The organism is Gluconacetobacter diazotrophicus PA1 5, from assembly GCF_000021325.1.
GTDB lineage: Bacteria > Pseudomonadota > Alphaproteobacteria > Acetobacterales > Acetobacteraceae > Gluconacetobacter > Gluconacetobacter diazotrophicus.
On the sequence record NC_011365.1, the window covers coordinates 419,213 to 443,353 of the forward strand.

Below are 24,141 nucleotides of genomic sequence, written 5' to 3' on the forward strand. Positions count from 1 at the left end.
GCATGGCGCCCTGCCCCGTTTTCCTTCAGCCTTCCAGTAGCAGCACGCGTGTCGTGTGCTCGTGGACCTGGGCGCACAGGTCCGGCCGGTCGGCCAGGGAGCCGCCGAAGGAGGGGATCATTTCCTTCAGCTTGGCATCCCAGCGCGGCAGTTCGCCGGGGAAGCATTTCCGGATCACCGTCAGCATGATCGGCACGGCGGTCGAGGCGCCGGGCGATGCGCCCAGCAGGGCCGCGACGGTTCCATTCGCGCCGGTGACGACCTCGGTGCCGAATTGCAGGACGCCGCCCTTCTTCTCGTCCTTCTTGATCACCTGCACGCGCTGGCCGGCCACGATCAGTTCCCAATCCTCGGCCCGCGCCGTGGGGACGAAATCGCGCAGGGCCGCCAGACGGGCCTCGTTCGATTGCAGCACCTGCTGGATCAGGTATCTGGTCAGCGGCATGTTGTCGCGCGCGACGGCCAGCATGGCGCCCAGATTGTCCATGTGGATCGATTTCGGCAGGTCCCAAAGCGACCCATGCTTTAGGAACTTGGTCGAGAATCCCGCATACGGCCCGAACAGCAGGCCCGCCTTGCCGTCGATGACGCGGGTATCCAGGTGCGGCACCGACATCGGGGGCGCGCCCACCGATGCCTTGCCATACACCTTGGCATGATGGTGGGCCGCGACGTCCGGATTGGTGCAGCGCAGGAACTGCCCGCTGACCGGGAAACCGCCGACACCCTTCGATTCCGGGATGCCCGTCTTCTGCAGCAGCGGCAGCGCGCCGCCGCCCGCCCCGATGAAGACGAAGCGCGCCGCCACCTTCAGGGCGTGATTCGTGGCCAGGTCACGCACCGAAACCTGCCAGGTGCCCGCCTCGTCGCGCTTCAGGTCCTGGACCTCGTGCCCCAGCTTCAGGTCGAAGCCGGATTGCTGCGACAGGAAATCGACCAGCAGATGCGTCAGCGCGCCGAAATTCACGTCGGTGCCCGACGCGATCCAGGTCGCGGCCAGGGGCGTGCCGGCCTTGCGGCCCTCCATCACCAAGGGCATCCACTGCTTCAACTGGGCCGGATCGGTCGAAAACCGCATGCCGGAGAACAGTGGATGATCCTTCAGCGCCTCGTAGCGGCGGCGCAGATAGTCACAATTTTCATCGCCCCAGACGAAGCTCATGTGCGGGATGGGGTTCAGGAAGTCGCGGGGGGAGGAAATCACCCCGGATTCGACCAGATAGGCCCAGAACTGGCGCGAGACCTGGAACGCCTCGTTCACCCCCACGGCCTTGGAAATATCGATGCTGCCGTCGGCCCGTTCGGGCGTGTAGTTCAGCTCGCACAGCGCGGAGTGCCCGGTGCCGGCATTGTTCCAGGCATTCGAGCTTTCCTGGGCCACGTCGTCCAGCCGGCCGAACAGCCCGATCGACCAGTCCGGTTGCAGCAGCTTCAGCAGCGCGCCCAGCGTCGCGCTCATGACCCCGCCACCGATCAGGACGACGTCGTAGGCAGAATCGGTTCGGGTCGAGTTCGAGGTCATGACATTCTCCGGAACGACGCGGACATGCTGGCGCCGGTTATGGCTTTCGGTAGGGCTGTCGGCAGGATGTGTGATCCGGTCATGCCATCCGGACCAGTATTTCGGCGCATCATCTCTACGCGAGGGAAATGATCGGGCCGCCGGGCAGGAGCGAAGGCCACGCGATGCAGGTCTATCGACATTATCCTGAATATATCATCATTTTTTTGAATCTAATCACACCCTGGAGCCATGCGATATTCTGCCGTCGCATGGCTGTTGCATGGTTTTCGCATCGCCACGGCGCAGGGAACCGTCAGTCCATGCCCCATGCCTGCGCCAGGACCGCGGCCAGGATGCCGGACAGGATGCGCGTGCGGACCGAATCGGCGCGGCTGGTCAGCACCACGGGCACGCGCGCGCCCAGCACGACGCCCGCCGCCGATGCCCCGCCCATGAAGGTCAGTTGCTTGGCCAGCATGTTGCCGGCCTCGAGGTCCGGGACGACCAGGATGTCGGCGCAGCCGGCCACGGGTGATTCGACCCCCTTGCACCGCGCGGCTTCCGCGCTGAGCGCATTGTCCAGCGCCAGGGGGCCGTCCACGATTCCACCCGTGATCTGTCCGCGCTCGGCCATCTTGGCCAGCAGGGCGGCATCCACGGTCGATGGCAGTTCGGGATTCACCGTTTCGATCGCGGACAGGATGGCGACCCGGGGGCGGGAGATGCCGATCGTCCGTGCCAGGTCGATGGCGTTCTGCACGATGTCCCGCCGCGCCGGCAGGTCGGGGGCGATGTTCACCGCCCCGTCGGTGACCAGCAGCGGCCGCGAACAGGTCGGCACGTCCAGGACGAAGACATGGCTCATGCGCCGGTCCGTCCGCAGGCCGGATTCGTGATGCCCGATTTCACGCAGGAAGATGCTGGAATGCAGCGAGCCCTTCATCAGCATCCGGGCCGTGCCGTCGCGCGCCAGGGCCACGCCGCGCGCCGCCGCCAGATGCTCGTCCGCCGCCTCGACCAGCCGGCAGGCCGCCAGGTCGAGCGAGGCCGAGCGCGCCAGGGCGCGAATCCGCTCGCCGGGGCCGATCAGGATCGGCTGGGCGATGCCCTGCTGGCCCAGCCCGACGGCGGCCTGCAACGAAGGCAGGCTGCAGGGATAGATTACGGCGGCATCCACCGGCGGGCTGCCGGCCAGGCGCGCGGAAAGGGTATCGAGAAAGCCGGGTCCGGCGATCATGGCGTCCATCTTGGCATCCGTCACTTCGTCCGTCATGCCATGCCCCGGGGTCGGGGGCGCCATCATCTTTATGCGACAGGTTCATGCAACCCTGGGGCGACGCAGCGCCGCCGGCAGCAGTCGATAGGCCAGCAGGCCGACGACGATCAGGGCATAGACCAGCGTTTCGGCCCGAATCACCTTGAACGACAGGATGAAATGGATCGCGGCGCACAATGCGGCCAGATAGACCCAGCGATGCACGGACCGCCATCGCCGTCCCAGCCGGCGGATCGACCAGGCGTTGGAGGTCGCGGCCAGGACGACCAGGATGGTGAAGGCCACCATGCCCAGGATGATGAAGGGCCGCCGCGTCACGTCGGCCAGCAGCACGGGCAGGTCGAACCCCTGGTCCAGCCCCACATAGGCCGACAGGTGGAACAGCGCATACCAGAAGGCCAGCAGCCCCAACACCCGCCGGTAGCGCAGCAGGTTGACCCCGGTGCGTTCGCGCAGCGGCGTCACGCACAGCGACAGGATCAGGAACCGCAGCGCCCACAGGCCCAGCGTGCGTTCGAAGCTGTTGACCGGATCGGCACCCAGGCGATTGGTCGCCCCCATGACGAAGGTCGCCACCGCCGGGACCAGCCCCACGGCGTACAGGCCGAACCGGATCAGGCCCTGACGGGTCAGAAGGGCGGACGGCCCGCGCCGGGACACCGCCACGTCAGAAGTCCCGCCGCAGGTCCATGCCGGCATACAGGCCGGCGACCTGCGCGCCATAGCCGTTGAACGGCAGCGTCGGCTGCCGGGCCGCGCCGAAGAAGCCGCCGCGCACGCCGATCGGCCGTTCCGTCGCCTGGCTCCAGCGGGGATGATCGACCGCTGGATTGACGTTGGCATAGAACCCGTATTCGTCCGGCGCGCGGACGTTCCAGGCCGTCCGGGGGCGGCTGTCGGTCAGGCGGATCCGCACGACCGACTTGATTCCCTTGAAGCCGTATTTCCATGGCACCACCAGCCGGACCGGCGCGCCGTTCTGGTTGGGCAGCGTCTGGCCATACAGCCCGACCGCCAGGATCGTCAGCGGGTGCAGGGCCTCGTCCAGGCGCAGGGCCTCGACATACGGCCAGTCCAGGACCGGCAGCAGGCCACTCTGTCCCGGCATTTCCGACGGCCGCAACACGGATTCGAACGCGACATATCGGGCGCTGCCCAGCGGTTCGACCTCGCGCAGCAGGTCGCCCAGCGAAAAGCCGATCCACGGAATGACCATCGACCAGGCCTCGACGCAGCGCATCCGGTAGATCCGTTCCTCCAGCGGGCGGGCCAGCAGCGTGTCGATGTCATAGGTCCGGGGCTTGGCCACCATGCCCTCGACCCGCAGCGTCCAGGGACGCGGATGGAAATCGCCGGATCGTTCGGCGGGGTCGGTTTTCTCCAGCCCGAATTCATAGAAATTATTGTAATGCGTGACGTCCTGCAGTGGAGTGGGCGTCAGCCCGCCATCGGACAGGGGGCCGGGGCGCGCGGCCAGCGTGTCCGCCTGGGCAATCCGGGGCGGCAGGATCGCGCCGGCAGCACCCGCCAGCCCGGTCGCCAGGATATCGCGCCGCGACAGCCACGCCGCATGAGGCGTGATGTCCGATGACGGGGGGCGCGGGTAGCGAAAGACACTCATGTGGCGGCCTTGCAGGGGCCCGGACGTGACGTCGCCGGGACGGTCCCGCACTGTGCCCGCGCCAGGGCAGAAAAGGAAAGGGTCAGGATCATGTCCAATTCATCAGCCAACAGTTCGACAGCCAACGGCTCGACGGGCACCATCGGCTTTATCGGCTTCGGCGCGATGGCCAGCCGCATGGGCCACAATCTGCGCGAAGCCGGTTACCAGATCATGGCCTACACGCCATCCGGAAAGGGTGGAGACGGCACCACCCGTTTCCTGCCCACGCCGCGCGCCCTGGCCGAGGCGGCGGGGACCGTCCTCGTCTGCGTGCCGGACGACGAATCCCTGGCGAAGTCGCTGTACGGGCCGGACGGCGCGCTGGCCGGCATGACGAAGGGCGCGCTGCTGGTCAACACCAGTTCGGTCTCGCCCGAAGCCTCGGCGGCGCTGGCCGCCGCCGCGGGTAAACAGGATGTCGCGGTGCTGGACGCCCCGGTTTCCGGCAGCACGCCCGAGGCCGAATCCGGCACGCTGGTGGTGCTGGTGGGCGGCGATGCGGCGGTCGTCGCGCGGGCGCAGCCGATCTTCGACGTGATCGGCAAGGCCACGATCCATGCCGGCCCGTCCGGCAGCGGCACGAAGCTGAAACTGGTGGTCAACGGCATCATGGGCGCGGGACTGGCCGCCGTGGCCGAGGGCGTGACCTACGGCCTGGCGGCCGGCCTGGACCGCGACATGCTGTTCGGCGCGCTGGATTCGGTCGCGGTCATTTCGCCCCATCACAAGCGCAAGCTGAAGGCGGCGCGCGTGGGCGATTTCACGCCGCAATTCCCGACCCGGCTGATGCAGAAGGACATGCGCCTGCTGATGACCGACGCCGCGCGGGCCGAGGCGCCGCTGGCGACGATGGCCGCGACCACGCAGCTTCTGTCGCTGACGCGGCGCACCCATCCCGACGACGATTATTCCGCCCTGTTCGCCGTGCTGGAACGCACGGTGGCCAACAGCCCTTGACCGACACCGCGGCTGGGCGGGTCAGATCCGCCCCCGCGCCATCGCGGCCATGACCGCCAGCCGGTCGCCCAGTCCGCGCGCCGCTCCGACTTCGCGATCATGGCCACGGCCCAGGTCGCGCCGGGCCAGGGCACCCGGCAGGCCCGCCGCGCGCACCGCACGGGGCAGCCGCACCCGGCCGGCCCCGGCCGCCACCTGCATCCCCGCCTGGGCCAGGAATTCCCGTCCCTCGTCGCGCAGGCGGGCCCGAAGGGGCGTCAGGTCGGCCCCCTGGATACCGGCGCCGTCCCGGATCGATTCTCCCGACAGGCCGAATTCCTGCAATGCCGGCTCCGGCAGCGGACAGCGGCCACCAGCCAGTACCGCGCCCATGTGACGCAGCAGCCCGCCCACGCCATAGGCGGCACCCAGGAATTCGACCGCCCGCAACAGGTCGGGATCGGTCGTCCCGGTCCCGGCAACCTGGGCGATGGCGGCCTGGACGCCGCCGGCACCGGCGCGCATCGCGGCCCGCCACGCTGCCCAGTCCGGCAGGCCCTCCAGTTCGGCCTCACGCGCGTCCAGGATTCCCAGCAGGGTGTCCCGTCGGACCCGGCCGGCGCGGATCAGGGCGCGCAGGGGATCCGCGACTTCGTGCGGGTGGGAGGCGCCCTCGACGATTTCCCGCCACCATTGCAGGCGAATCAGCCCGGCCATGGGGCCGGCAACGGACCGGGAGTGCATACCGGACAGGGCGCGGACGGATTCGTGATTGAACGCGATCAGCGTGAAGGCGTCTTCCCTGACGGAGGCCGGCAGGAACAGCGTGCAGAAAAACCGGTCCGGATCGGACCGCCGGGCGATTTCGCCCATGGCGGAAAGGCCCGTTTCGGCCGCGCGCTTTTCCGTAGTATTCGTCATGTCAGGGACATGCCGCGCGCCGGCCGCGCGCACAAGCCCGGCGGCGACGGGGGATGTGGTCATCTCTCCGTCACTTGACGCACCCGGCCGGCGCTCATAGCTCTGATAGATGGCGGTTCCCCGCCCATGCAATTCCAAGGAGAACGTCCATGGCTTTCGAATTGCCCACCCTTCCGTTCCAGACCAACGCGCTGGCGGCGCGCGGCATGTGCCAGGAAACGCTGGAGCTGCACCACGGCAAGCACCACCAGGCCTATGTCACCGCGCTGAACGGCTTCGTCGAAGCGAAGCCCGAACTTCAGGGCAAGTCGCTGGAAGAGATCATTCTGGCCGTCAAGGGCGACGCCGCCTCGGCCCCGGTGTTCAACAATGCCGGCCAGCACTGGAACCATATCCTGTTCTGGCAGAACCTGTCCCCGACCGGCGGCGCGATCCCCGACGCCCTGGCCAAGAAGCTGGCCGAGGATTTCGGCAGCGTCGACGATTTCAAGACCGCGTTCAAGACCGCCGCGACGACGCAGTTCGGGTCGGGCTGGGCGTGGCTGGTCCTGGCGGCCGACGGCAAGCTGAAGGTGACCAAGACCGCCAACGGCTCCAACCCGCTGGCCGAAGGCCAGGGCAAGGTGCTTCTGGGCCTGGATGTGTGGGAACATTCCTACTATCTGGATTTCCGCAACCGTCGTCCGGACTACACCACCAACTACCTGGACAAGCTGGCGAACTACGAGTTCGCCGAGGCACAGTTCAAGGCCGCCTGATCGGCCCCGTCCGGCAGGCGGCATGAAAAACCCGGCCGATCCGGCCGGGTTTTTCTATGCCTGATGTTCCCTGCACGGCAGGTTCAGGGCCGGCGGCGCCCGATATCGCGCAGCCGCACGCCGCCCATCAGGTCACGTTCGATCCGCTCCAGGCTCAGGCCCTTCGTCTCGGGCACGAACAGGGCGACCAGCACCACGAACAGGGCGTTCAGGCCCGCGTACAGCCAGAATGTCTCGGGCCGGCCCAGCCGGTCGAGCAGCGTCAGGAACGAGACGCCCACGATCATGTTGGAAATCCAGTTGGTGGCGGTGGAACAGGCGATGCCGAAATCGCGCCCCTGCAGCGGCTGGATTTCGGAACACAGCACCCAGACCAGCGGCCCCGCCGAAAAGGCGAAGCCCGCGACGAAGCACAGCAGCAGCGCCACCGCCATGGTCTGGTCCGCCCCCTGCCCCATGCCCTCGCGCAGCATCAGGCCCAGCCCGGCCATGCCGACGCTCATGACCATCAGGCCGCAGATCAGGATGGGCCGGCGGCCCCAGCGATCGACCAGCCAGATCGCCATGAAGGTGGCCGCCATGTTCACGCCGCCCACCGTCGCCGTACCCCACAGGCGGGCATGCTCGGCAAAGCCGGCCAGCCCGAAGATACGCGGGGCGTAATACATCACCACGTTCATGCCGGTGAATTGCTGGACGCATTGCAGCATGACCCCCAGGAAGACGGCGCGGCGGAAATTCCGGTTGGACCGGAACAGGGCCCATCCCCGCCCCTGCGTGCGCAACTGGGCGTCGATCTCACTCAGTTCCCGCGCCACCCCGTGGGCCTGGCCACGCAGTTCCAGCAGCGCGCGCCGGGCCTCGTCCCGCCGCCCGCGCAACATCAGCCAGCGCGGGCTGGCGGGCAGGAACGCCACCCCGATCAGGAACACGATTCCCGGAAAGGCCACGATGCCCAGCATCCAGCGCCATGCGTCGAAATAGGCGAACAGCGCGTCGGACACGAATGCTGTCAGGATGCCGATGGTCACCATCAACTGGTAGATCGACACCATCGCGCCGCGATTGGCCGCGTCGGCGATTTCCGCGATGTAGAGCGGCGCGGTGAAGGTCGAAATCCCGATGGCCAGCCCCAGCACGATCCGGGCCGCGATCAGCATGCCCACCGACCCGGACAATGCGCAGGCCGTCGATCCGACGATGAACAGGCTGGCGCCGATCACCAGCGTCCGCTTGCGCCCCAGGTCGAAGGACAGCCACCCGGCAATGGGCACGCCGACCGCCGCACCCAGCATCATCGCGGCGACGATGGCTTCCTGCTGGAACTGGGTCGCATCGAATTCCTGCGCGATCAGGCTCAGCGCACCGGAAATCACGCCGATATCCAGCCCGAACATCAGCCCGGCCACCGCCGCCAGGCCGGCGACCAGGCCGGCCCGTCCGGGCACCGCCTTCCTCAGATGCCGGGACCCCGTCGTTGCGGCATATCCGTACGCCTCCATGTTCTGCTCCGTTTTTGAGCGATTATAACGGACCGGCGACGATACGGTTCGTCTTTTTGCATGTTTCGGGCGTAAACCGCCGACCGCGCCTAGACCCAGCCGCCATCGACGATGAATTGCTGGCCGCTGCACATCCGGCTGTCATCGGCAGCCAGGAACAGGGCCATGCGCGCGATGTCGCCGGGTTCCACCCGGCCCGGCAGGCACTGGCTGCGGTCGATCTGCCGCTCGCCCTCGGGTGTCAGCCACAGGCGGCGCTGGCGTTCGGTCATCACCCAGCCGGGAACCAGCGCGTTGACCCGGATATGGTCCTGGCCCAGTTCGCGCGCCAGGGCGTTCACCAGCCCCAGCACCGCCGCCTTGGCGGTGACATAGATGGGATAGCCGGCGTTCTTCTGCATCCACCCCGTCGACCCCAGGCAGACGATCGACCCGCGCCCCGCCGCCCGCATCCCGGGCGCCACGGCCTGGGCCGCGAAGAACTGGGCGCGGATATTGATCGCGGACAGGCGCTCCCACATCGCGACATCGACCTCGTCCAGCGTGTGGCGGGCATCGTTGCCGGCATTGTTCAGCAGGATGTCCACCGGCCCGTGCGCACCGAAGGCCGTGGCGACCGCCTCGCGCAACGCCGCGACATCGGTCACGTCGCACGGGATGAACAGCACCTGCCGGCCCGCCTGGGCGACCTCGCCCGCCAGAGCGTCCGCCGCTACCCGGTCCAGGTCCACGAAGGCCACCCGCGCGCCCTGGTCGGCGAAGGCGCGGACCAGCGCCGCGCCGATGCCGCTGGCGCCCCCCGTGACCAGCACCGAACGGCCGGCCAGGCTGGGATAGCGGGCATAGGAACCCGTGTCGGGACCGGGACCTACCATTCCGCGAACGACCCGTCGCGATGCCGCCAGACCGGGTTGCGCCAGCGATGGCCCTCGGCGGCGCGGGCGCGGACATAGTCCTCGTTGATCTCGATCCCCAGGCCGGGGCCGGTCGGGATGTCCACGTGCCCATCGCGATAGGCGAAGACATCCGGATCCACCAGATAGTCCAGCAGGTCGTTGGTCTTGTTGTAGTGGATGCCCAGGCTCTGTTCCTGGATGAACGCATTGTAGCACAGGGCATCGAGCTGCAGGTTCGCCGCCAGCGCGATCGGCCCCAGCGGGCAGTGCAGCGCCACCGCGACGTCATAGGCCTCCGCCATCGCCGCGATCTTGCGGGTTTCGGTGATGCCGCCGGCATGCGACGGGTCGGGCTGGATGATGTCCACGCACCCCTGTTCGAACACCCGCTTGAAGTCCCAGCGCGAAAACAGGCGTTCGCCCAGCGCGATGGGAATCGAGGTGTGCTTGGTGATTTCAGGCAGGTCTTCCAGATGCTCGCTCAGGACCGGCTCCTCGATGAACATCAGGTCGTAGGGTTCCAGTTCCCTGGCCAGGACCTTGGCCATCGGCTTGTGCACGCGGCCGTGGAAATCCACGCCGATGCCCAGATAGGGCCCCGCCTCCTCGCGGATCGCGGCGACACGGGCGATCACGTCGTCCACCTTGGCGTGGCTGTCGACATATTGCAGTTCTTCGGTCGCATTCATCTTGATCGCGGTAAAGCCGCGATCGACCACGGCGCGGACCGCCTGGGCCGTGTCCGCCGGCCGGTCGCCGCCGATCCAGGAATAGACGCGGATACGGTCGCGGCAGCGCCCGCCCAGCAGATCGTGCACCGGCACACCGAAGGCCCGGCCCTTGATGTCCCACAGCGCCTGATCGATACCGGCAATGGCGCTCATATGCACCGCGCCGCCCCGGTAGAAGCCGCCGCGATACAGGACGGTCCAGTGATCCTCGATGCGGAACGGGTCCTTGCCGACCAGGTAGTCCGCCAGTTCGGCCACGGCGGCGGCAACGGTGTCGGCCCTGCCCTCGACCACCGGCTCACCCCAGCCGCTGATCCCCTCGTCGGTCTCGATCTTCAGGAACAGCCAGCGCGGCGGGACCTGGAACGTCGTCAGCTTCGTGATCTTCATGTCCGTTTCCGTTCCTGTTTTTCCAGTCTGGATTTTTCCAGACCGGCTTTTTCCAGGCCGGCGATAAACAGCCGCGCCGTCGCGCCGACCTCGCCCGCCGACCGCCCGGCACGATAGAGCGCCGATCCCAGCCCGAACCCCGCCGCGCCGGCCGTCACCCAGGGGTCCATCGTGTCGGGAGTGATCCCGCCCACGGGGATGAAGCGCGTACCGGCGGGAAAGACGCTGCGCCACGCCTTCAACGCCCCCGGGCCAATCTGCTCGGCCGGGAACAGCTTCAGCGCCGCAGCCCCCGCGGCCAGCGCCGCGAAGCCCTCGGTCGGGGTGGCGACGCCGGGGGTGCAGGCCATGCCGGCGGCACGGGCCGCGCCGATGACCGCGACATCGGCATGCGGCATGACGATCAGCCGCCCTCCGGCATCGGCCACCTGCCCCACCATTTCGGCGGACAGCACGGTCCCCGCCCCGATCAGCGCGGCATCCCCGAAGCGATCCTGAAGCAGGCGGATGCTGCGCAGCGGCTCGGGCGAGTTCATCGGCACCTCGATGATCGCGAAGCCCGCTTCGACCAGCGCCTGACCGATGTCCAGCACCTCGTCCGGGCGGATGCCGCGTAGGATGGCGACCAGGGGGCAGACGTCCAGGGCGCGGTCGAACGTCATCATGTCGTATCTCCGTGTGTCGTATCTTCCTCGGGGGTCGGCCGCAGGTATCCGGCTTCCACCGCGATGCGGTACAGCCCGGCCGGCGCGGTGTTGCCGACCAGGCGCGGCACCGGGGCGCCCAGCATTTCGAACGCCTGGGCGTACAGGCCGCACAGCCGGTCCTCGCCCACCAGGACGGTCGGCAACATCTCCGTCCTGTCGGCCAGGAAGGCGCGGATCTCGTCCCCGACCAGCAGGCCGGACAGGTAATCCCGCGTGGCGGCCGCGCCCAGGCCGCCGGTCAGGAACAGGCTGCGGGCCGAGAACAGCAGCGGGGCCACCCCCTGGCGGGACGACGAAGCCGCCTGGACGCCACGACGGAAGGCCGCGCGGGCCTCGTCCTCGGCCACCGGTTCGGCGCCTTCCGCCGGGCGACCCAGGATGCTGTGCTGGGACAGCACGGCGAACAGTTCGCCCGTCATGGCGGTGTGGAAGCCCGTGATCCGTCCATGACGCACCGTCACCCACTTGGAATGGGTTCCGGGCAGGATCAGCGTCGCGGCGTGGGACAGGTCCGGGTGCAGCGCCAGCGCGCCGACGATCTGGGTCTCCTCGCCCCGCATCACGTCCGGCAGGGGCTGGAACTGCCGCAGGCCGGGCACGATTCCCGGCACCGCGCCGCCCATGTGCGGCCGCCCCAGCGCCCGGGCCAGGGCGGCGGCATCGGCCGGGCAGTCGACATAGGGGACCTCGTGCCAGCCGTTCACGCTGCCGATCATCCCGCACGCGATCAGCTTCAGGCCCGCCGCATCCGGCCAGTCGGCCAGCAGCGCCACCAGCGCCGCCGGAAACCCGCCCTCCGGCAGGTTCAGGATGCCCCACGGCCCGCTGGCCGCGTCCAGCACCGTGCCATCCGCCGCCATGCGCCAGGCCCGCAGCGCGGAGGTTCCCCAGTCGATCGCGATCAGGGCTCCGTCCCCGGGTTGTTCATGCGGCACGGACATCGGACCTCCATCCCAGCCGGGCCGACAGGTCGGCCGCCGCGCGGCGCACGACCGGCGCCAGGGCCTGCATGCGCACGGGCGACAGATAGGGCGTGGCGCTGGCAACGCTCAGCGCCACGACGATCCGTCCGTCACGATCGCGCACCGGGGCCGCGACACAGCGAATCCCGATCTCGTTATCCTCCAGGTCGAACACGCAGCCCTCGGCCCGATAGGCGCGCATCCGCTCCACCCACGCCGTGCGCTCATCCGGCGTGGCATCGGGCCGGGCGGCATCGAACAGCAGGCCCCACTCGTCCTCGTCCAGGTCCAGCATCAGGGCACGCCCGATCCCGGTCAGGGCCAGCCTCATGCGCTGCCCGACGCGCGAGCGCATTTCCAGGCCCCGCTGTCCGGGGATCTTGTCCAGATAGAGAATGTCGGCGCCGGAGCGCACACCCACATGCACTGTGTCGCGCGTTTCCGCCCCCAGCCGCTCGGCCACGGGCCGTGCCAGCGTGGCCAGCGAGGTCTCGGCCCGCGCGCGCTGGGACAGCGCCGCCAGGCGCGGACCCAGGTCGTAGGTTCCGTCGGACTGCTGAAGCAGCCAGTTCAGCCGGACCAGCGACTGCACGATTCGTTGCGTGGTGCTGCGGGTGCAGCCGGTCGCGGTCGCGATGGCAGGCAAGGTCCGGTGTCCCGAATCCACGGCATCGACGATCGCGATCCCGCGTTCCAGGGCCTGCGTTCCGCTGGCCGCCGTCCCCTTGCCGTCATTATGGCCCATCATCGTGCCCTCCCGTCCCAAATCGCTAGGCCAGACGAGGAAGAAACTCAATATATGAACTATTGACCCACATTGTGGGTTTTTGAAGAAAAATGGCGACTTTCCGCCATCCGGAAACGCGAAACGCCTGGTCGCTGTCCGTACTGGACGGCGACCGGGCGTCTTCAACTCTGCGGGATCGTGGGTAGGAAGGCCTCAGCCAGCCTTGGCGCCGGTGTCGTTGGCCGGCTTGGCGCTGCTGCTGACGACCGAGGTGATGGTCTCGCGCAGCACCGTCACCCGCACGTTGGGGGCGATTTCGACCTCCATTTCATTCGAATCGTCGCGGACCTTCTGCACGGTGGCGACAATGCCGCCCGCCGTCAGCACGCGGTCGCCGCGGCGCAGCGACGCCAGCTGCGCGCGAAGCTGCTTCTGCTTCTGCTGCTGCGGCCGGATCAGGATGAAATAGAAGATCACGAACATCGCGACGTACGGCAGGATCGACATCATGCCGCCGGCGCTGAGGAGACCCCCTTCGCCTCCGGCGGTCTGGGCGTATGCCGGGGTAACCAGGAAATCGGAAAGAAGGGTCATGAGGGGTCGTTCCGGCCTTCATTATTGGGTTGCGGGGCGCGGGACTGGACCATAGTTTTCGCCTGTTTCCCGTCAAGGCGTCGGTTCGCATTCCCGAAGGCCCGCCGCGCTCCGGGCCCATTCTACAGCCTTGGAACAGGACCGACGATGGATTCCGACCTGCTGCCCGTTCTCGACCGCATCGCCAGTGCGCTGGAGCGGCTGTCCCCCCCGCCGCCGACGCTGGCCGGCCTGGACGCGGCCGACGCGTTCGTCTGGCATCCCGCGCAGGGCCGGCTGACCCCGGTCGGGCACGTGGCGCATGTCGATATCGACCTGCTGCGCGGCGTCGCGACCCAGCGCCGGCTGGTGCTGGAGAACACGCTGCATTTCGCGCGCGGGCTGCCGGCCAACAACGCGATGCTGTGGGGCGCGCGCGGCATGGGCAAGTCCTCGCTGGTCAAGGCCGCCCACGCCCAGGCCAACCTGCTCGACGGCCGCCCCGCGCCCGCCGGCCGAGGCCGGCTGGTCCTGATCGAGATCCAGCGCGAGGATCTGTCCACCCTGCCCGACCTGCTGGCGCTGCTGCGCAACAGTTCGCGCCGGTTCATCGTGTTCTGCGACGACCTGTCGTTCGAGAGTGAGGACGCCGATTACAAGGCGCTGAAATCGGTGCTGGACGGCGGCATTTCGGGACGGCCGGCCAATGTGCTGTTCTATGCGACGTCGAACCGGCGGCACCTGATGCCGCGCGACATGATCGACAACGAACGCTCCACCGCCATCAACCCGTCCGAGGCGGTCGAGGAGAAGGTTTCCCTGTCCGATCGATTCGGGCTGTGGATCGGCTTTCACAACTGCGCGCAGGACGTCTTCCTCGACATGGTCCGGGCCTATGCCGCCGCACGCGCCCTGCCGATTGCCGACGCCGAACTGGCGCAGCGCGCCAACGCATGGTCGGTCACGCGCGGCGGCCGGTCGGGGCGCGTCGCCTATCAGTTCATCGAGGATCTTACGGCCGAACTGGCACCCGCGCAGTAGGAGGCGGTTTTGACATGCGTCAAGGCCGGAGACGGCCGGGCGCGTTCATCATTGCGTGCCCCGCGTCGTCAAACCGCCACAGAAGGGTGTCTGGATGCCGGTATCGCCATGGCACCGAAAAAATTTCCCAATACGGAATGATAGCCCCTTAATGCATCGTGCGGCAGGGCTGCGATCGCGTGTATGATCCGCCGGCTCCGAGCCTCAGCGCCTGAACCCAAGAGAGACGATGAACCAGATTTTTTCGACGGATAGCATCCCCCCGGCCGGCCTGACCCCCGAAGGAGATCTGCGGCGGGTCCGGTCCAATCCCGATTTCTGGTATCCCGTGGCCTGGTCGCGCGAGCTGAAGGTCGGCAAGACCATCGGCACGCGCTATGCCGGCCAGCCGATCGCCCTGGTCCGCCCCGCCGAGGGCGAAGTCTTCGCGCTGGAAGACCGCTGCGCCCACCGCCAGGTGCCGCTGAGCAAGGGCGTGGTGAAGGGCCAGGCGGTCCAGTGCTGTTATCACGGCTGGGCGTACGGCCGGTCCGGCCGCTGCATCGACGTGCCGTATCTGGGCAAGGGCAAGCTGCCGAACGGTGTGCGCACCTATCCCTGCCGCGAACAGGATGGCCTGATCTTCGTCTTCCCCGGCGACCCGGAGCGCGCCGCCGCGACACCGTTGCCCCGCCTGGCGCAGACGACCAACCCGGATTACAAGACCCGGCGTTTCGGGCGGCACGTCAAATGCCATTACAGCTTCATGCACGAGAACCTGATGGATATGAACCATCAGTTCATGCACATGAAGCAGATGGGGCAGATGAAGCCTCGTTTCCTGGGACAGGATCGCGGTCCCGGCATGATCGAGGCCCGCTACACCTTCGCGCGGACCGGCGGCAAGCAGCCGCTGGGCGAGGCGCTGGTCTTCGGCCAGAAGCGCGACAACAGCGCCAAGTACGCGCACCGCGACGTCATGACGATCCGCACGGAATATCCGTACCAGACCCTGAAGATCCAGGCCGAGGGCACCCCCCCGGTCATGGATCTGTGGATCGTCTATGTCCCGCAGGACGCCGAGGAAATGACCAACCGGGTGTTCGGCCTGCTGTCGATCAAGCGGCCCAGGGTGCCCGGCCTGCTGGATATGGCGTGGCCGTTCCTGGTCGCATTCACCGAGCGGATCTTCAGCGAGGACCGCGAGATCGTGGAACTGGAGCAGGCCGCGTGGGACGAACTGGGGGGCGACCATAACCAGGAAGTCTTCCCCGTCATTCGCAGCCTGCGCGAATTGCTGGCCGAATGCGGTATCCCCGCCGCCCGATCCTGAAAGCATGATGCATGACGGCATGACGATCGACCTGGGAACGGATCGGACGGACGCGGCCCTGCAGGCCGGGCCCTACCGCCTGCGCACGCTTCTGCCGTCCGATGCCGGCACGATGCACCGGCTGGTCAATGACTGGAGCGTCATCCGGATGCTCAGCCGGGTGCCGTTCCCCTATCCGCGCGGCCTGACGGATGACTGGATCGCCTCGACCCAGGACCTGTCCCGGCGGGGCGCGGCCTATCATTTCGCCATCACCCACCCCGAATCGGACGACCCCGATTCGCTGATGGGCTGTATCGGGGTGCAGGTGAATGCCGCCGCCCGGTCGGCCACCGTCGGGTACTGGGTCGGCCGTCCCTACTGGAATCGCAAGGTGGCCTCGACCACCGTGGAACGAATCGCGCGCTGGGCGCTGGCCACCCTGCCGATCGAACGCGTGGCCGCCGCCGTCGCGCATGACAACCCGGCCTCGATCGCCGTGCTGCGCCGCATCGGCTTTCGCGAGACCGGATCGGGGCGTCAGGCCTTCGTATCGCGCGGCACGGGGGACCATCCCGTGCTGCTGTTCGAAGCGACGCGCGCCGACCTGGCGATGGATGACCCCGGGGTCGGGTCCGCCCCGCTTCCGGCGGGCCGGACGCCGGAACAGAAGCGCGTCATCCTGGTGGCCGCCGTGGCGCTGGTCGATACGGACGGGCGAATCCTGCTGGCCCGCCGGCCCGAGGGCAAGCCGATGGCCGGCCTGTGGGAATTCCCCGGCGGCAAGGTCGAAACCGGGGAAACGCCCGAAGCGGCGCTGATCCGCGAGCTGGACGAGGAACTGGGGCTGGACGTCGCCCGGTCGTGCCTGGCCCCCTATACATTCGTGTCGCACGATTACGGGCATTTCCACCTGCTGATGCCCGTCTATGTCTGCCGGCGATGGAAGAACGTCCCCCACCCGCGCGAGGGCCAGACCCTGGCCTGGGTCCGGGCCGACGACCTGTCGCACTATCCGATGCCCGAGGCCGACCTGCCGCTGATCCCCCTGCTGCGGGACCTTCTTTAAGTTTACAGCACGATCGACCGGTCGAGCGGGAACACCGCCTGTTTCTGTCCGGGAATGCTGGTGCCGAACGAGAACAGTCCGCCGGTCAGGGGCTCCGCGTCCAGTTGCTCGGGCGACAGGCCCTTGCGCGCCGTGGTGACGAACACGGTGCGGTAGTCGGCCCCGCCGAACGCGACCTTGGTGACGTTGCGGGCGGGAAGCGGAATGGGATCGACCGGCGTGCCATCGGGGGCCAGGCGCTCGATCCGCCCGCCGCCCCACACCCCGATCCACAGGAAGCCCGCGCTGTCCACCGCGATCCCGTCCGGGTAGCCACCCTGCAGCGTCGCGAAGACCCGGCGATTCGACAGCACACCGCCCGACCCGACATCGAAAGCATAGACGGTGCGGGCGGGCGAGTGATTGTGGTACAGCGTCCGCCCGTCGGGCGACAGCGCGGGGCCGTTGCTGACGATATATCCCTCGTCCTCGCGATGGACGTGCAACCGTCCCTGGTCCTGGCTGACGGAATAGAGCGATCCGGTCGGATCGGTTTCGGCGTCGTGCATCGTGCCGAACCACAGGCGCCCGAACCGGTCCACATGCCCGTCATTGATGCGGTTGTCCGGCAATTCCGGTTCCACCAGCGTGTCCAGGCTGAAATGTCCGCTGGCGGGGTCGAACCGGTGCAGCCCGTCCTTCAGGCCGCACAGGAAGGTCCCGTCGTTCGACGGCACCAGGAAGCCGGGGCGATTCGGGGCAAGCCACGTCATCGTCTCGCCGCTTTCCGGCCGGTAGCGATGGATCGCCCGGCCGACGATATCGACGAAATACAGTGCCTGCTCGCCCTCGGACCAGACGGGCCCCTCGCCCAGCGTGGCCCGCAGATCCCAGACGCATCGCGGCGCGCCGCAGATTGGTCCCATCATCATCGCGTTCCTCCTCTCTGGCCCTGCCGGGCGGTACGGTTCATATTGGCATCATACTGCAAACCGGGAGCACGTTCATGAACCCGACTGCCTGCATCCTGGTCATCGGCAATGAAATCCTGTCAGGCCGGACCCAGGATGTGAACGTGCAATATATCGCGCGGCGCCTGACCGAACTGGGCATCACATTGGCGGAAGTTCGGGTCATTCCCGACCAGCGCGCGGTCATCGTCGGCACGGTCTGCGACGTGCGGGCGCGCTTCGATCATATTTTCACCACGGGCGGAATCGGCCCCACCCATGACGACATCACCGCCCCCTGCATTGCCGAGGCGTTCGGCGTGCCGTGGTCGGTCCATCCCGATTCGTTCCGCCTGCTGGAAGCGCATTTTCCCCCGGGTGAATTCAACGCCGCCCGCCAGCGCATGGCAACGCTGCCGGAAGGGGCGACGCCGATCGCCAATCCGGTTTCGGTCGCCCCGGGGTTCAGCATCGGCAATGTCCATGTGATGGCGGGCGTTCCACGCATCATGCAGGCGATGTTCGAGGAACTGGCCCCGACCCTGCGCCACGGCACGCCCGTCACGTCGCGAAGCTGGTACGCGCTGGGGTTGTACGAGGGCGCGCTGGCCGAAGGACTGGCGGACATCCAGGATCGTCACCCCAGCGTCGATATCGGGTCCTATCCGTTCCGCCGGCCCGACGGGCGGCGGGGCGTGGCCCTGGTCAGCAAGGGGCTGGACGCCGCCGCCGTCTGCCACGCGGCGGACCGCGTGCGCGAACTGATCGAACGGCTGGGCTTCACCCCAGCGGAGGGCGAACCGCCGTAAAGGGCCCGTTCAGCTCAGGCTGTCGCGGCCCATGGCGAGGAATTTTTCCCGCCGCTGCGCGACCAGCATGGGGGCGCTGAGCGACAGCAGGTCGGGCAGTTCGGCCGCGATCGAATCGCCAACCGAGCGAATGGTGCTTTCTGGGTCGCGCTGGGCGCCCCCCACCGGCTCGGGGATGATCCGGTCGATCAGCTTCAGTTGCAGCAGGTCCTGCGCCGTCAGCTTCAGCGCCTCGGCCGCGCTGGTCGCCTGCTTGGGGTCGCGCCACAGGATCGACGCGCAGGCTTCGGGCGAGATCACCGAATAGATCGCGTGTTCCAGCATCATCACCCGGTCGCCCGCGCCCAGGGCGATGGCGCCGCCGGACCCGCCCTCGCCGATCACGGTGGCGATCACCGGCACCGGCGCCGACAGGCAGGTGTCGATGGACCGCGCGATCGCCTCGGCCTGGCCGCGTGCCTCGGCATCGATGCCGGGCCACGCGCCCGACGTGTCGATGAAGGTCAGGATCGGCATGCCGAAGCGGCCCGCCAGTTCCATCAGGCGCTGCGCCTTGCGATAGCCCTCGGGCCGCGCCATGCCGAAATTATGCGCCAGCCGGCTTTCCAGTTCCGAACCGCGCTCGGTCCCGATCACCACCACCGGCTGGTCCTGGAACCGGCCTATGCCGCCGATCACCGCCTTGTCCTCGCCGAACAGCCGGTCGCCGGCCAGGGGCGTGAAATCCTGGATCAGCGTGCCGATGTAGTCCGCGGCGTGCGGACGCTGGGCATGGCGGGCGACCTGGACCTTCTGCCACGGGCTCAGCTTGGCATAGGCCGCGCGAAGCTGCTTTTCGGACTTGTCCGTCAGGCGGGCGATTTCTTCGGCAAGATTGATGCCATCGGGCTCGGACATCTTGCGAAGCTCGTCGATCTTGTTCTCAAGCTCGGCGACCGACTTTTCGAAATCTAGAAACTGGCGCATGCGGTGCGGATAGCACAGCCACGAATCCTGCCAAGTCTATTCCGCAGCGAAACCACAACCGGGACGGTTTTCAGCGGGTTTCTCCGTCCCCGCCACGCGCCAGCGGGTGATAGGCCTCGACCGCCTGGCGCAGCCGTTCGGCCAGGACGTGGGTATAGATCTGGGTCGTGGCGATGTCGGCATGGCCCAGCAGGACCTGCAGCGCCCGCAGGTCGGCCCCCCGGGCCAGCATGTGCGTGGCGAAGGAATGACGCAGTACGTGCGGGGACAGCCGGGCCGGGTCCAGCCCGGCGCGTAGCGCGACGTCGTGCAGGATGCGGTCGAACCCCTGCCGCGTCAGCGGCCGGTCCGGCGCGCGGCCGGGAAACAGGTATGGGCTGCGGCGGGGCCCGTCATGGGCGATCAGCGCCTCGGCCGCCGCCCGGGCCGCCGCCGACAGGGGCACGAGTCGCTCGCGCCCGCCCTTGCCGCGTACCATCAGCATCTGCGCGTCACGGCCCAGGCCGCGCCGGGGCAGCGCCAGCAGTTCGGATATCCGCAGGCCGGACGCATACAGCATTTCCAGCGCGGCGCGGGCCACCAGCCACCGCCGCGCCGCGCCGCCATCGGGCGGGGGAACGCAGGCGGCCAGCAGGGCATCGACCTCGTCCTCGGTCAGGAAGCGGGGCAGCGTCGCGGGCAGGCGCGGCGTGTCCAGCAGTTCGGCCGGATTGTCCTGCCGCACGCCCTCGCGCGCCAGGAACAGGTGAAACTGCTTCAGGCAGGACAGGCGCCGCGCCTGGGTCCGCGGCGACAGTCCGGCACGAGCCAGGCTGCCCATGTAATCGCGCAGCAGGGCGGAATCGGCGTCATGGAGCGACCGGCCCGCCTGCCGGGCGTGGGCGGCGAAATCGTCCAGGTCCCGGCCATAGGCCTTCAGCGTGTTCGCGGCGGCACCCCGTTCGGCCGCCAGCATTTCGAGGAACGCCTCGGCCTGCGCGCTCACGATCCCCGGCTCAGGGATGGGCGAAACGATCCGACGGCAGGTCCTTGTGCACCGGCAGGGTCGGAGCCGGCGGCGGGAAGGCCCCCAGCGAGACGAATCCCCCCGCGGCGGCCAGGACCACGATACCCGCAAGAGCCAACAGGATACGCTGCATAACCCAACCCCGACGCGATGACGCCACGCGGCGGCGCGAGCGGGCAGGACCGTTCGCGAACCGTCATGGCTTGGTGCCTCTGCTGTATGTTAGGTTTGCGATCATGTCACGTCCGATCGAACCGCCAGCCCCCGAGAGTACCGACCTGTCCCCCGCCGGGGGGCGCGACGCCCCGTTCCTGGCGTTCGACCTCGATGCCCTGGTTGCCGCCGACAGGCCCGACAGGCCGGGCCCGCGCGCCCCGGGACCGCACGAGCGCAGCGTCGTGCTGGTCGGGCTGATGGGGGCGGGCAAGACGACGATCGGCCGGCGGATCGCGGCACGGCTGGGCATGCCCTTCGTCGATGCCGACGTGGAAATCGAGCGCGCGGCCGGATGTTCCATCGCCGACCTGTTCCGCCGGTATGGCGAGGCCGAATTCCGCAAGGGCGAGCACCGCGTCATCCGCCGCATCCTGAGCGGCCACCCGCTGGTGCTGGCGACGGGCGGCGGCGCGTTCATGGACCCGGTGACCCGCGCGGTCATCCGCGACCGCGCGACCTCGGTCTGGCTGCGGTGCCCGCTGCCGGTGCTGGTGCGCCGCGTCCAGGGGCGGACCCACCGGCCCCTGCTGAACGAGGGCAACCCGCGCGACATCCTGGCGGCCCTGATGGAAATCCGGCATCCGGTCTATGCCGAAGCGAACATCACCGTGGATTGTGGAGAAGAAAGCGTGGACCAGAGTGCCGCCACCGTCATCAGCGCCCTGACCCTGGCGAAGCCGCCGCGACTCGTCCCCGTGATCCTGGAACGCTGGCGCTACGACGTGACCATCGGCGAGGACCTGCTGCGCCATGCCGGAATCCTGCTGGCCCCGGTCCTGCCGCAAAAGCGTGTGGTGGTCGTGACCGATTCGACCGTCGCGACGCTGCACCTGCCGCGCCTGCTGGCCGGGCTGGCCGAGGGCGCGATCCGGGCGGAAACGATCGTCGTCCCGCCCGGGGAAGGGTCGAAGACAATGGCCGAATACGAGCGCGTGACCAACGCGCTGCTGGACATGGGGGTCGAGCGCGGCACCACGGTGATCGCCCTGGGCGGCGGCGTGGTGGGCGACCTGGCGGGATTTGCCGCCGCCACCACCCTGCGCGGCCTGCCCTTCGTGCAGATCCCGACGACGCTGCTGTCGCAGGTCGATTCGTCGGTGGGCGGCAAGACGGGGATCAACACCCCGTTCGGCAAGAACCTGCTGGGCGCCTTCCATCAGCCGCTGGCGGTGCTGGTGGATACCACGACGCTGGCCAGCCTGCCGGCGCGCGAGGTCCGCGCCGGCTATGCCGAGATCGTCAAATCCGGCCTGATCGGCGATGCCGCCCTGTTCGAATGGTGCGAAGCCAACGGCCAGGCCGTACTGGACGGTGACGCCGATATCCGGGCCGAGGCCGTCCGCCAGGCCTGCGCGTTCAAGGCCCATGTCGTCGGCGACGACGAGCGGGAAGAAAAGAAATCGGACGGCCGCGCACTACTCAACCTGGGCCATACGTTCGGCCACGCGCTGGAGGCCGAACTGGGCTATGACGGCCGCCTGCTGCATGGCGAGGCCGTGTCGATCGGCCTGCGCCTGGCGTTCCTGGCGTCGGTCCGGATGGGGTTCTGCGACCGCACCGACCTGAACCGCGTCACCGCCCATCTGGAGCGGCTGGGCATGCCGGCGCGGATCAGCGACGTTGGCGAAACGTTCTCGGCCGACCGGTTGATCGCGCATATGCAGCGGGACAAGAAAATGCGCGACGGACGCCTGTCCTTCGTCCTGGTGCGCGGGATCGGGCAGGCCTTCACCTGCCGCGACGTCCCGGACGCGGTGGTCCGCGATATTCTTTTGGCGGAAGGATGCGCGGCCTGAACAGGCCGCCTTCCTGATTGCGGCTTCTCTGTGGCGGCGGGACCACATATGTCGCGATTACCGCACACCGGCGTGGCCTGCCCGCGGTCGACCACCGCCGATCCGCCGCCCACCCGATAATATCTTCGGCGAAACGTACCCAACCAACACGTAATCCACCCGAAACAAACTGTTGCCTTTTCAACACGGTGCACAACGGTAATGCCTGCTCTGCCTACGAGATGGGTTCCTAAGCCGGAACCGGAAGATCTATAGGGGGTTAAGCATCACGCTGAGGCCGACCGTCTATGGTTTGACGGTTACTCGAACGGATGATCAAGAGGACGAAAATAATGCGTCTCCGCACGGCATTACTCGCCACCACACTGATGGCGGCTGCACCGGTTGCTGCTAACGCAACCATCATTACCGGCCCCTATGTCGACCTGGGTGGCGGCTACAACCTGGTCCAGAACCAGCACGGTCATTTCTCCAACGATCCCGCCAATGCTTCGATGCTTACGAAGAGCTCGTCGCAGTATCGCCATGACGCCGGCTTCACCGGCTTCGGCGCTGTTGGCTGGGGCTTTGGTAACGGCCTGCGTCTCGAGGCCGAGGGCCTTTACAACTATTCCGAGATCAACCACCGCGCCCCGACCGCCGCGACCGGCGTCACCAGTGGTCACGATCAGTCGTACGGCGGCATGCTGAACGTGCTGTATGACATCGACCTGAAGCAGTTCGGGATCGACGTCCCCGTCACGCCGTTCGTCGGTGTCGGTGCCGGCTACCTGTGGCAGAACGTCAGCCCGACCACGACCCGGTATTCGAACGGCAATGTCAGCCGTCTGGGCGGCACGAACGGCGGCTTCGCCTATCAGGGCATCGTCGGTGCGGCCTACGACATCCCGAACATGCCCGGCCTGCAGCTGACGGCGCAGTACCGCATGGTTGGCCAGGCGTTCTCGGACGGTCCATTCACCATGACCTCCTACACCAACGGTGTGGGCAAGAGCGTCGGCCACGCGTTCTTCGACAACCGCTTCAACCATCAGTTCATCCTGGGACTGCGCTACGCGTTCAACACCGCGCCGCCGCCGCCGCCGCCGGCTCCGGTTGTCGTGCCGCCCGCGCCGACCCCGGCCCGCACCTACCTGGTGTTCTTCGACTGGGATCGTTCGGACCTGACGGCCCGCGCGCGTGAGATCGTGGCCGAAGCCGCCCAGGCCTCGACCCACGTCCAGACGACGCGTATCGAAGTCAACGGCTACACCGACAACTCCGCGGCCCACCCCGGCCCGCGTGGTGAGAAGTACAACATGGGCCTGTCCATCCGTCGCGCTCAGAGCGTGAAGGCTGAACTGATCCGTGACGGCGTGCCGACCGGCGCGATCGACATCCACGGCTATGGCGAGCAGCATCCGCTGGTCCCGACGGGTCCGAACACCCGCGAGCCGCAGAACCGTCGCGTCGAGATCATCCTGCACTGATCT

Annotated in this window: 24 protein-coding genes; 8 read left to right on the forward strand and 16 right to left on the reverse strand. The window is 68.0% G+C overall.

The annotated features are described in order from the left end of the window. Nucleotides 1–25 precede the first annotated feature (25 nt). From GDIA_RS01940 to msrP, 4 genes are all read right to left on the reverse strand, one after another. On the reverse strand, nucleotides 26–1,522 hold the full coding sequence (locus GDIA_RS01940) for a malate:quinone oxidoreductase (RefSeq protein ID WP_012225973.1): 1,497 nt from the start codon (nucleotides 1,520–1,522) through the stop codon (nucleotides 26–28). A 295-nt stretch (nucleotides 1,523–1,817) separates the two neighbouring features. Then, nucleotides 1,818–2,777 carry a bifunctional enoyl-CoA hydratase/phosphate acetyltransferase gene (locus GDIA_RS01945; protein ID WP_390614194.1) on the reverse strand — a complete coding sequence of 320 codons (960 nt, stop codon included), beginning with the start codon at nucleotides 2,775–2,777 and terminating at the stop codon, nucleotides 1,818–1,820. A 45-nt stretch (nucleotides 2,778–2,822) separates the two neighbouring features. Then, on the reverse strand, nucleotides 2,823–3,446 hold the full coding sequence (msrQ, locus tag GDIA_RS01950) for a protein-methionine-sulfoxide reductase heme-binding subunit MsrQ (protein WP_012553095.1): 624 nt from the start codon (nucleotides 3,444–3,446) through the stop codon (nucleotides 2,823–2,825). Between the two features lies 1 nt (nucleotide 3,447). After that, nucleotides 3,448–4,401: a protein-methionine-sulfoxide reductase catalytic subunit MsrP gene (gene msrP, locus GDIA_RS01955; protein ID WP_012225979.1), complete on the reverse strand. Its 954-nt coding sequence runs from the start codon at nucleotides 4,399–4,401 to the stop codon at nucleotides 3,448–3,450. A gap of 90 nt (nucleotides 4,402–4,491) precedes the next feature. On the opposite strand from msrP, the gene GDIA_RS01960 reads away from it, so the two are divergent. Then, nucleotides 4,492–5,400 carry an NAD(P)-dependent oxidoreductase gene (locus GDIA_RS01960; protein ID WP_012225981.1) on the forward strand — a complete coding sequence of 303 codons (909 nt, stop codon included), beginning with the start codon at nucleotides 4,492–4,494 and terminating at the stop codon, nucleotides 5,398–5,400. A 21-nt stretch (nucleotides 5,401–5,421) separates the two neighbouring features. Here GDIA_RS01960 and GDIA_RS01965 read toward each other — a convergent pair whose 3' ends face one another. Next, on the reverse strand, nucleotides 5,422–6,300 hold the full coding sequence (locus GDIA_RS01965; RefSeq protein ID WP_012553096.1) for a squalene/phytoene synthase family protein: 879 nt from the start codon (nucleotides 6,298–6,300) through the stop codon (nucleotides 5,422–5,424). Nucleotides 6,301–6,449: 149 nt separating this feature from the next. Here GDIA_RS01965 and GDIA_RS01970 point away from each other — a divergent pair, with 149 nt between their 5' ends. After that, the gene (locus tag GDIA_RS01970) at nucleotides 6,450–7,058 is read left to right on the forward strand and encodes a superoxide dismutase (RefSeq protein ID WP_012553097.1); all 609 of its coding nucleotides are present in this window, start codon (nucleotides 6,450–6,452) and stop codon (nucleotides 7,056–7,058) included. A gap of 83 nt (nucleotides 7,059–7,141) precedes the next feature. Here the strand turns inward: GDIA_RS01970 and GDIA_RS01975 are convergent, their stop codons facing one another. From GDIA_RS01975 to yajC, 7 genes are all read right to left on the reverse strand, one after another. Next, nucleotides 7,142–8,560: a sugar porter family MFS transporter gene (locus tag GDIA_RS01975; RefSeq protein ID WP_012553098.1), complete on the reverse strand. Its 1,419-nt coding sequence runs from the start codon at nucleotides 8,558–8,560 to the stop codon at nucleotides 7,142–7,144. 89 nt (nucleotides 8,561–8,649) lie between these two features. Beyond that, nucleotides 8,650–9,435, reverse strand: coding sequence for an SDR family NAD(P)-dependent oxidoreductase (locus tag GDIA_RS01980; protein ID WP_012553099.1), 786 nt, complete (start codon nucleotides 9,433–9,435; stop codon nucleotides 8,650–8,652). Beyond that, nucleotides 9,429–10,577 (reverse strand): galactonate dehydratase, encoded by a 1,149-nt coding sequence (dgoD, locus tag GDIA_RS01985; protein WP_012553100.1) that lies wholly within the window; start codon nucleotides 10,575–10,577, stop codon nucleotides 9,429–9,431. Before dgoD ends, GDIA_RS01980 begins: the two co-directional genes overlap by 7 nt. Continuing rightward, nucleotides 10,574–11,242, reverse strand: a complete 669-nt coding sequence (locus GDIA_RS01990; RefSeq protein WP_012553101.1) for a 2-dehydro-3-deoxy-6-phosphogalactonate aldolase — start codon at nucleotides 11,240–11,242, stop codon at nucleotides 10,574–10,576. Before GDIA_RS01990 ends, dgoD begins: the two co-directional genes overlap by 4 nt. Continuing rightward, a complete protein-coding gene (locus tag GDIA_RS01995; RefSeq protein ID WP_012553102.1) occupies nucleotides 11,239–12,225 on the reverse strand; it encodes a 2-dehydro-3-deoxygalactonokinase in 987 nt (328 codons plus the stop codon). Before GDIA_RS01995 ends, GDIA_RS01990 begins: the two co-directional genes overlap by 4 nt. Continuing rightward, nucleotides 12,209–12,994 (reverse strand): IclR family transcriptional regulator, encoded by a 786-nt coding sequence (locus tag GDIA_RS02000; protein WP_012553103.1) that lies wholly within the window; start codon nucleotides 12,992–12,994, stop codon nucleotides 12,209–12,211. The genes GDIA_RS01995 and GDIA_RS02000 overlap by 17 nt, the downstream gene beginning before the upstream one ends. A 192-nt stretch (nucleotides 12,995–13,186) precedes the next feature. Then, nucleotides 13,187–13,567 carry a preprotein translocase subunit YajC gene (gene yajC / locus GDIA_RS02005; RefSeq protein ID WP_012226000.1) on the reverse strand — a complete coding sequence of 127 codons (381 nt, stop codon included), beginning with the start codon at nucleotides 13,565–13,567 and terminating at the stop codon, nucleotides 13,187–13,189. A 147-nt stretch (nucleotides 13,568–13,714) separates the two neighbouring features. Here yajC and GDIA_RS02010 point away from each other — a divergent pair, with 147 nt between their 5' ends. The 3 genes from GDIA_RS02010 (at nucleotide 13,715) to GDIA_RS02020 (ending at nucleotide 16,947) form a co-directional block, all read left to right on the forward strand. Then, a complete protein-coding gene (locus GDIA_RS02010; RefSeq protein WP_012226002.1) occupies nucleotides 13,715–14,587 on the forward strand; it encodes an ATP-binding protein in 873 nt (290 codons plus the stop codon). A gap of 229 nt (nucleotides 14,588–14,816) precedes the next feature. Further along, the gene (locus GDIA_RS02015; RefSeq protein WP_012226005.1) at nucleotides 14,817–15,899 is read left to right on the forward strand and encodes a Rieske 2Fe-2S domain-containing protein; all 1,083 of its coding nucleotides are present in this window, start codon (nucleotides 14,817–14,819) and stop codon (nucleotides 15,897–15,899) included. A gap of 4 nt (nucleotides 15,900–15,903) precedes the next feature. After that, nucleotides 15,904–16,947, forward strand: coding sequence for a bifunctional GNAT family N-acetyltransferase/(deoxy)nucleoside triphosphate pyrophosphohydrolase (locus GDIA_RS02020; protein WP_012553104.1), 1,044 nt, complete (start codon nucleotides 15,904–15,906; stop codon nucleotides 16,945–16,947). Nucleotides 16,948–16,949: 2 nt separating this feature from the next. Here GDIA_RS02020 and GDIA_RS02025 read toward each other — a convergent pair whose 3' ends face one another. Next, nucleotides 16,950–17,858 carry an SMP-30/gluconolactonase/LRE family protein gene (locus tag GDIA_RS02025; protein WP_012553105.1) on the reverse strand — a complete coding sequence of 303 codons (909 nt, stop codon included), beginning with the start codon at nucleotides 17,856–17,858 and terminating at the stop codon, nucleotides 16,950–16,952. A gap of 74 nt (nucleotides 17,859–17,932) precedes the next feature. On the opposite strand from GDIA_RS02025, the gene GDIA_RS02030 reads away from it, so the two are divergent. Then, a complete protein-coding gene (locus GDIA_RS02030) occupies nucleotides 17,933–18,685 on the forward strand; it encodes a competence/damage-inducible protein A (protein WP_012226008.1) in 753 nt (250 codons plus the stop codon). 9 nt (nucleotides 18,686–18,694) lie between these two features. Here the strand turns inward: GDIA_RS02030 and GDIA_RS02035 are convergent, their stop codons facing one another. From GDIA_RS02035 to GDIA_RS19390, 3 genes are all read right to left on the reverse strand, one after another. Beyond that, nucleotides 18,695–19,651 carry an acetyl-CoA carboxylase carboxyltransferase subunit alpha gene (locus GDIA_RS02035; RefSeq protein WP_012553106.1) on the reverse strand — a complete coding sequence of 319 codons (957 nt, stop codon included), beginning with the start codon at nucleotides 19,649–19,651 and terminating at the stop codon, nucleotides 18,695–18,697. 70 nt (nucleotides 19,652–19,721) lie between these two features. Further along, entirely contained in the window at nucleotides 19,722–20,639 is a 918-nt protein-coding gene (locus tag GDIA_RS02040) for a tyrosine recombinase (RefSeq protein ID WP_173363414.1), read from the reverse strand. A 7-nt stretch (nucleotides 20,640–20,646) separates the two neighbouring features. Continuing rightward, a complete protein-coding gene (locus GDIA_RS19390; RefSeq protein WP_012226012.1) occupies nucleotides 20,647–20,790 on the reverse strand; it encodes a hypothetical protein in 144 nt (47 codons plus the stop codon). Between the two features lie 103 nt (nucleotides 20,791–20,893). Here GDIA_RS19390 and aroB point away from each other — a divergent pair, with 103 nt between their 5' ends. Both aroB and GDIA_RS02050 read left to right on the forward strand, forming a co-directional pair. Then, on the forward strand, nucleotides 20,894–22,669 hold the full coding sequence (gene aroB / locus GDIA_RS02045) for a 3-dehydroquinate synthase (RefSeq protein ID WP_012226013.1): 1,776 nt from the start codon (nucleotides 20,894–20,896) through the stop codon (nucleotides 22,667–22,669). A 332-nt stretch (nucleotides 22,670–23,001) separates the two neighbouring features. Further along, entirely contained in the window at nucleotides 23,002–24,138 is a 1,137-nt protein-coding gene (locus GDIA_RS02050; protein ID WP_012226014.1) for an OmpA family protein, read from the forward strand. Nucleotides 24,139–24,141: the final 3 nt, after the last annotated feature.

What these genes read in the sequence shown, in the direction of transcription:
- dgoD (WP_012553100.1), bottom strand. Translation starts at nt 10,577, where the DNA reads ATGAAGATCACGAAGCTGACGACGTTCCAGGTCCCGCCGCGCTGGCTG.
- GDIA_RS01980 (WP_012553099.1), bottom strand. Translation starts at nt 9,435, where the DNA reads ATGGTAGGTCCCGGTCCCGACACGGGTTCCTATGCCCGCTATCCCAGC.
- GDIA_RS02025 (WP_012553105.1), bottom strand. Translation starts at nt 17,858, where the DNA reads ATGATGATGGGACCAATCTGCGGCGCGCCGCGATGCGTCTGGGATCTG.
- GDIA_RS01960 (WP_012225981.1), top strand. Translation starts at nt 4,492, where the DNA reads ATGTCCAATTCATCAGCCAACAGTTCGACAGCCAACGGCTCGACGGGC.
- GDIA_RS02050 (WP_012226014.1), top strand. Translation starts at nt 23,002, where the DNA reads ATGCGTCTCCGCACGGCATTACTCGCCACCACACTGATGGCGGCTGCA.
- aroB (WP_012226013.1), top strand. Translation starts at nt 20,894, where the DNA reads ATGTCACGTCCGATCGAACCGCCAGCCCCCGAGAGTACCGACCTGTCC.
- GDIA_RS02015 (WP_012226005.1), top strand. Translation starts at nt 14,817, where the DNA reads ATGAACCAGATTTTTTCGACGGATAGCATCCCCCCGGCCGGCCTGACC.
- GDIA_RS02000 (WP_012553103.1), bottom strand. Translation starts at nt 12,994, where the DNA reads ATGATGGGCCATAATGACGGCAAGGGGACGGCGGCCAGCGGAACGCAG.
- GDIA_RS02030 (WP_012226008.1), top strand. Translation starts at nt 17,933, where the DNA reads ATGAACCCGACTGCCTGCATCCTGGTCATCGGCAATGAAATCCTGTCA.
- GDIA_RS02020 (WP_012553104.1), top strand. Translation starts at nt 15,904, where the DNA reads ATGATGCATGACGGCATGACGATCGACCTGGGAACGGATCGGACGGAC.
- GDIA_RS19390 (WP_012226012.1), bottom strand. Translation starts at nt 20,790, where the DNA reads ATGCAGCGTATCCTGTTGGCTCTTGCGGGTATCGTGGTCCTGGCCGCC.
- GDIA_RS01965 (WP_012553096.1), bottom strand. Translation starts at nt 6,300, where the DNA reads ATGACGAATACTACGGAAAAGCGCGCGGCCGAAACGGGCCTTTCCGCC.
- GDIA_RS01990 (WP_012553101.1), bottom strand. Translation starts at nt 11,242, where the DNA reads ATGATGACGTTCGACCGCGCCCTGGACGTCTGCCCCCTGGTCGCCATC.
- GDIA_RS01975 (WP_012553098.1), bottom strand. Translation starts at nt 8,560, where the DNA reads ATGGAGGCGTACGGATATGCCGCAACGACGGGGTCCCGGCATCTGAGG.
- GDIA_RS02035 (WP_012553106.1), bottom strand. Translation starts at nt 19,651, where the DNA reads ATGCGCCAGTTTCTAGATTTCGAAAAGTCGGTCGCCGAGCTTGAGAAC.
- GDIA_RS02010 (WP_012226002.1), top strand. Translation starts at nt 13,715, where the DNA reads ATGGATTCCGACCTGCTGCCCGTTCTCGACCGCATCGCCAGTGCGCTG.
- GDIA_RS01995 (WP_012553102.1), bottom strand. Translation starts at nt 12,225, where the DNA reads ATGTCCGTGCCGCATGAACAACCCGGGGACGGAGCCCTGATCGCGATC.
- GDIA_RS01945 (WP_390614194.1), bottom strand. Translation starts at nt 2,777, where the DNA reads ATGACGGACGAAGTGACGGATGCCAAGATGGACGCCATGATCGCCGGA.
- yajC (WP_012226000.1), bottom strand. Translation starts at nt 13,567, where the DNA reads ATGACCCTTCTTTCCGATTTCCTGGTTACCCCGGCATACGCCCAGACC.
- msrP (WP_012225979.1), bottom strand. Translation starts at nt 4,401, where the DNA reads ATGAGTGTCTTTCGCTACCCGCGCCCCCCGTCATCGGACATCACGCCT.
- GDIA_RS01970 (WP_012553097.1), top strand. Translation starts at nt 6,450, where the DNA reads ATGGCTTTCGAATTGCCCACCCTTCCGTTCCAGACCAACGCGCTGGCG.
- GDIA_RS01940 (WP_012225973.1), bottom strand. Translation starts at nt 1,522, where the DNA reads ATGACCTCGAACTCGACCCGAACCGATTCTGCCTACGACGTCGTCCTG.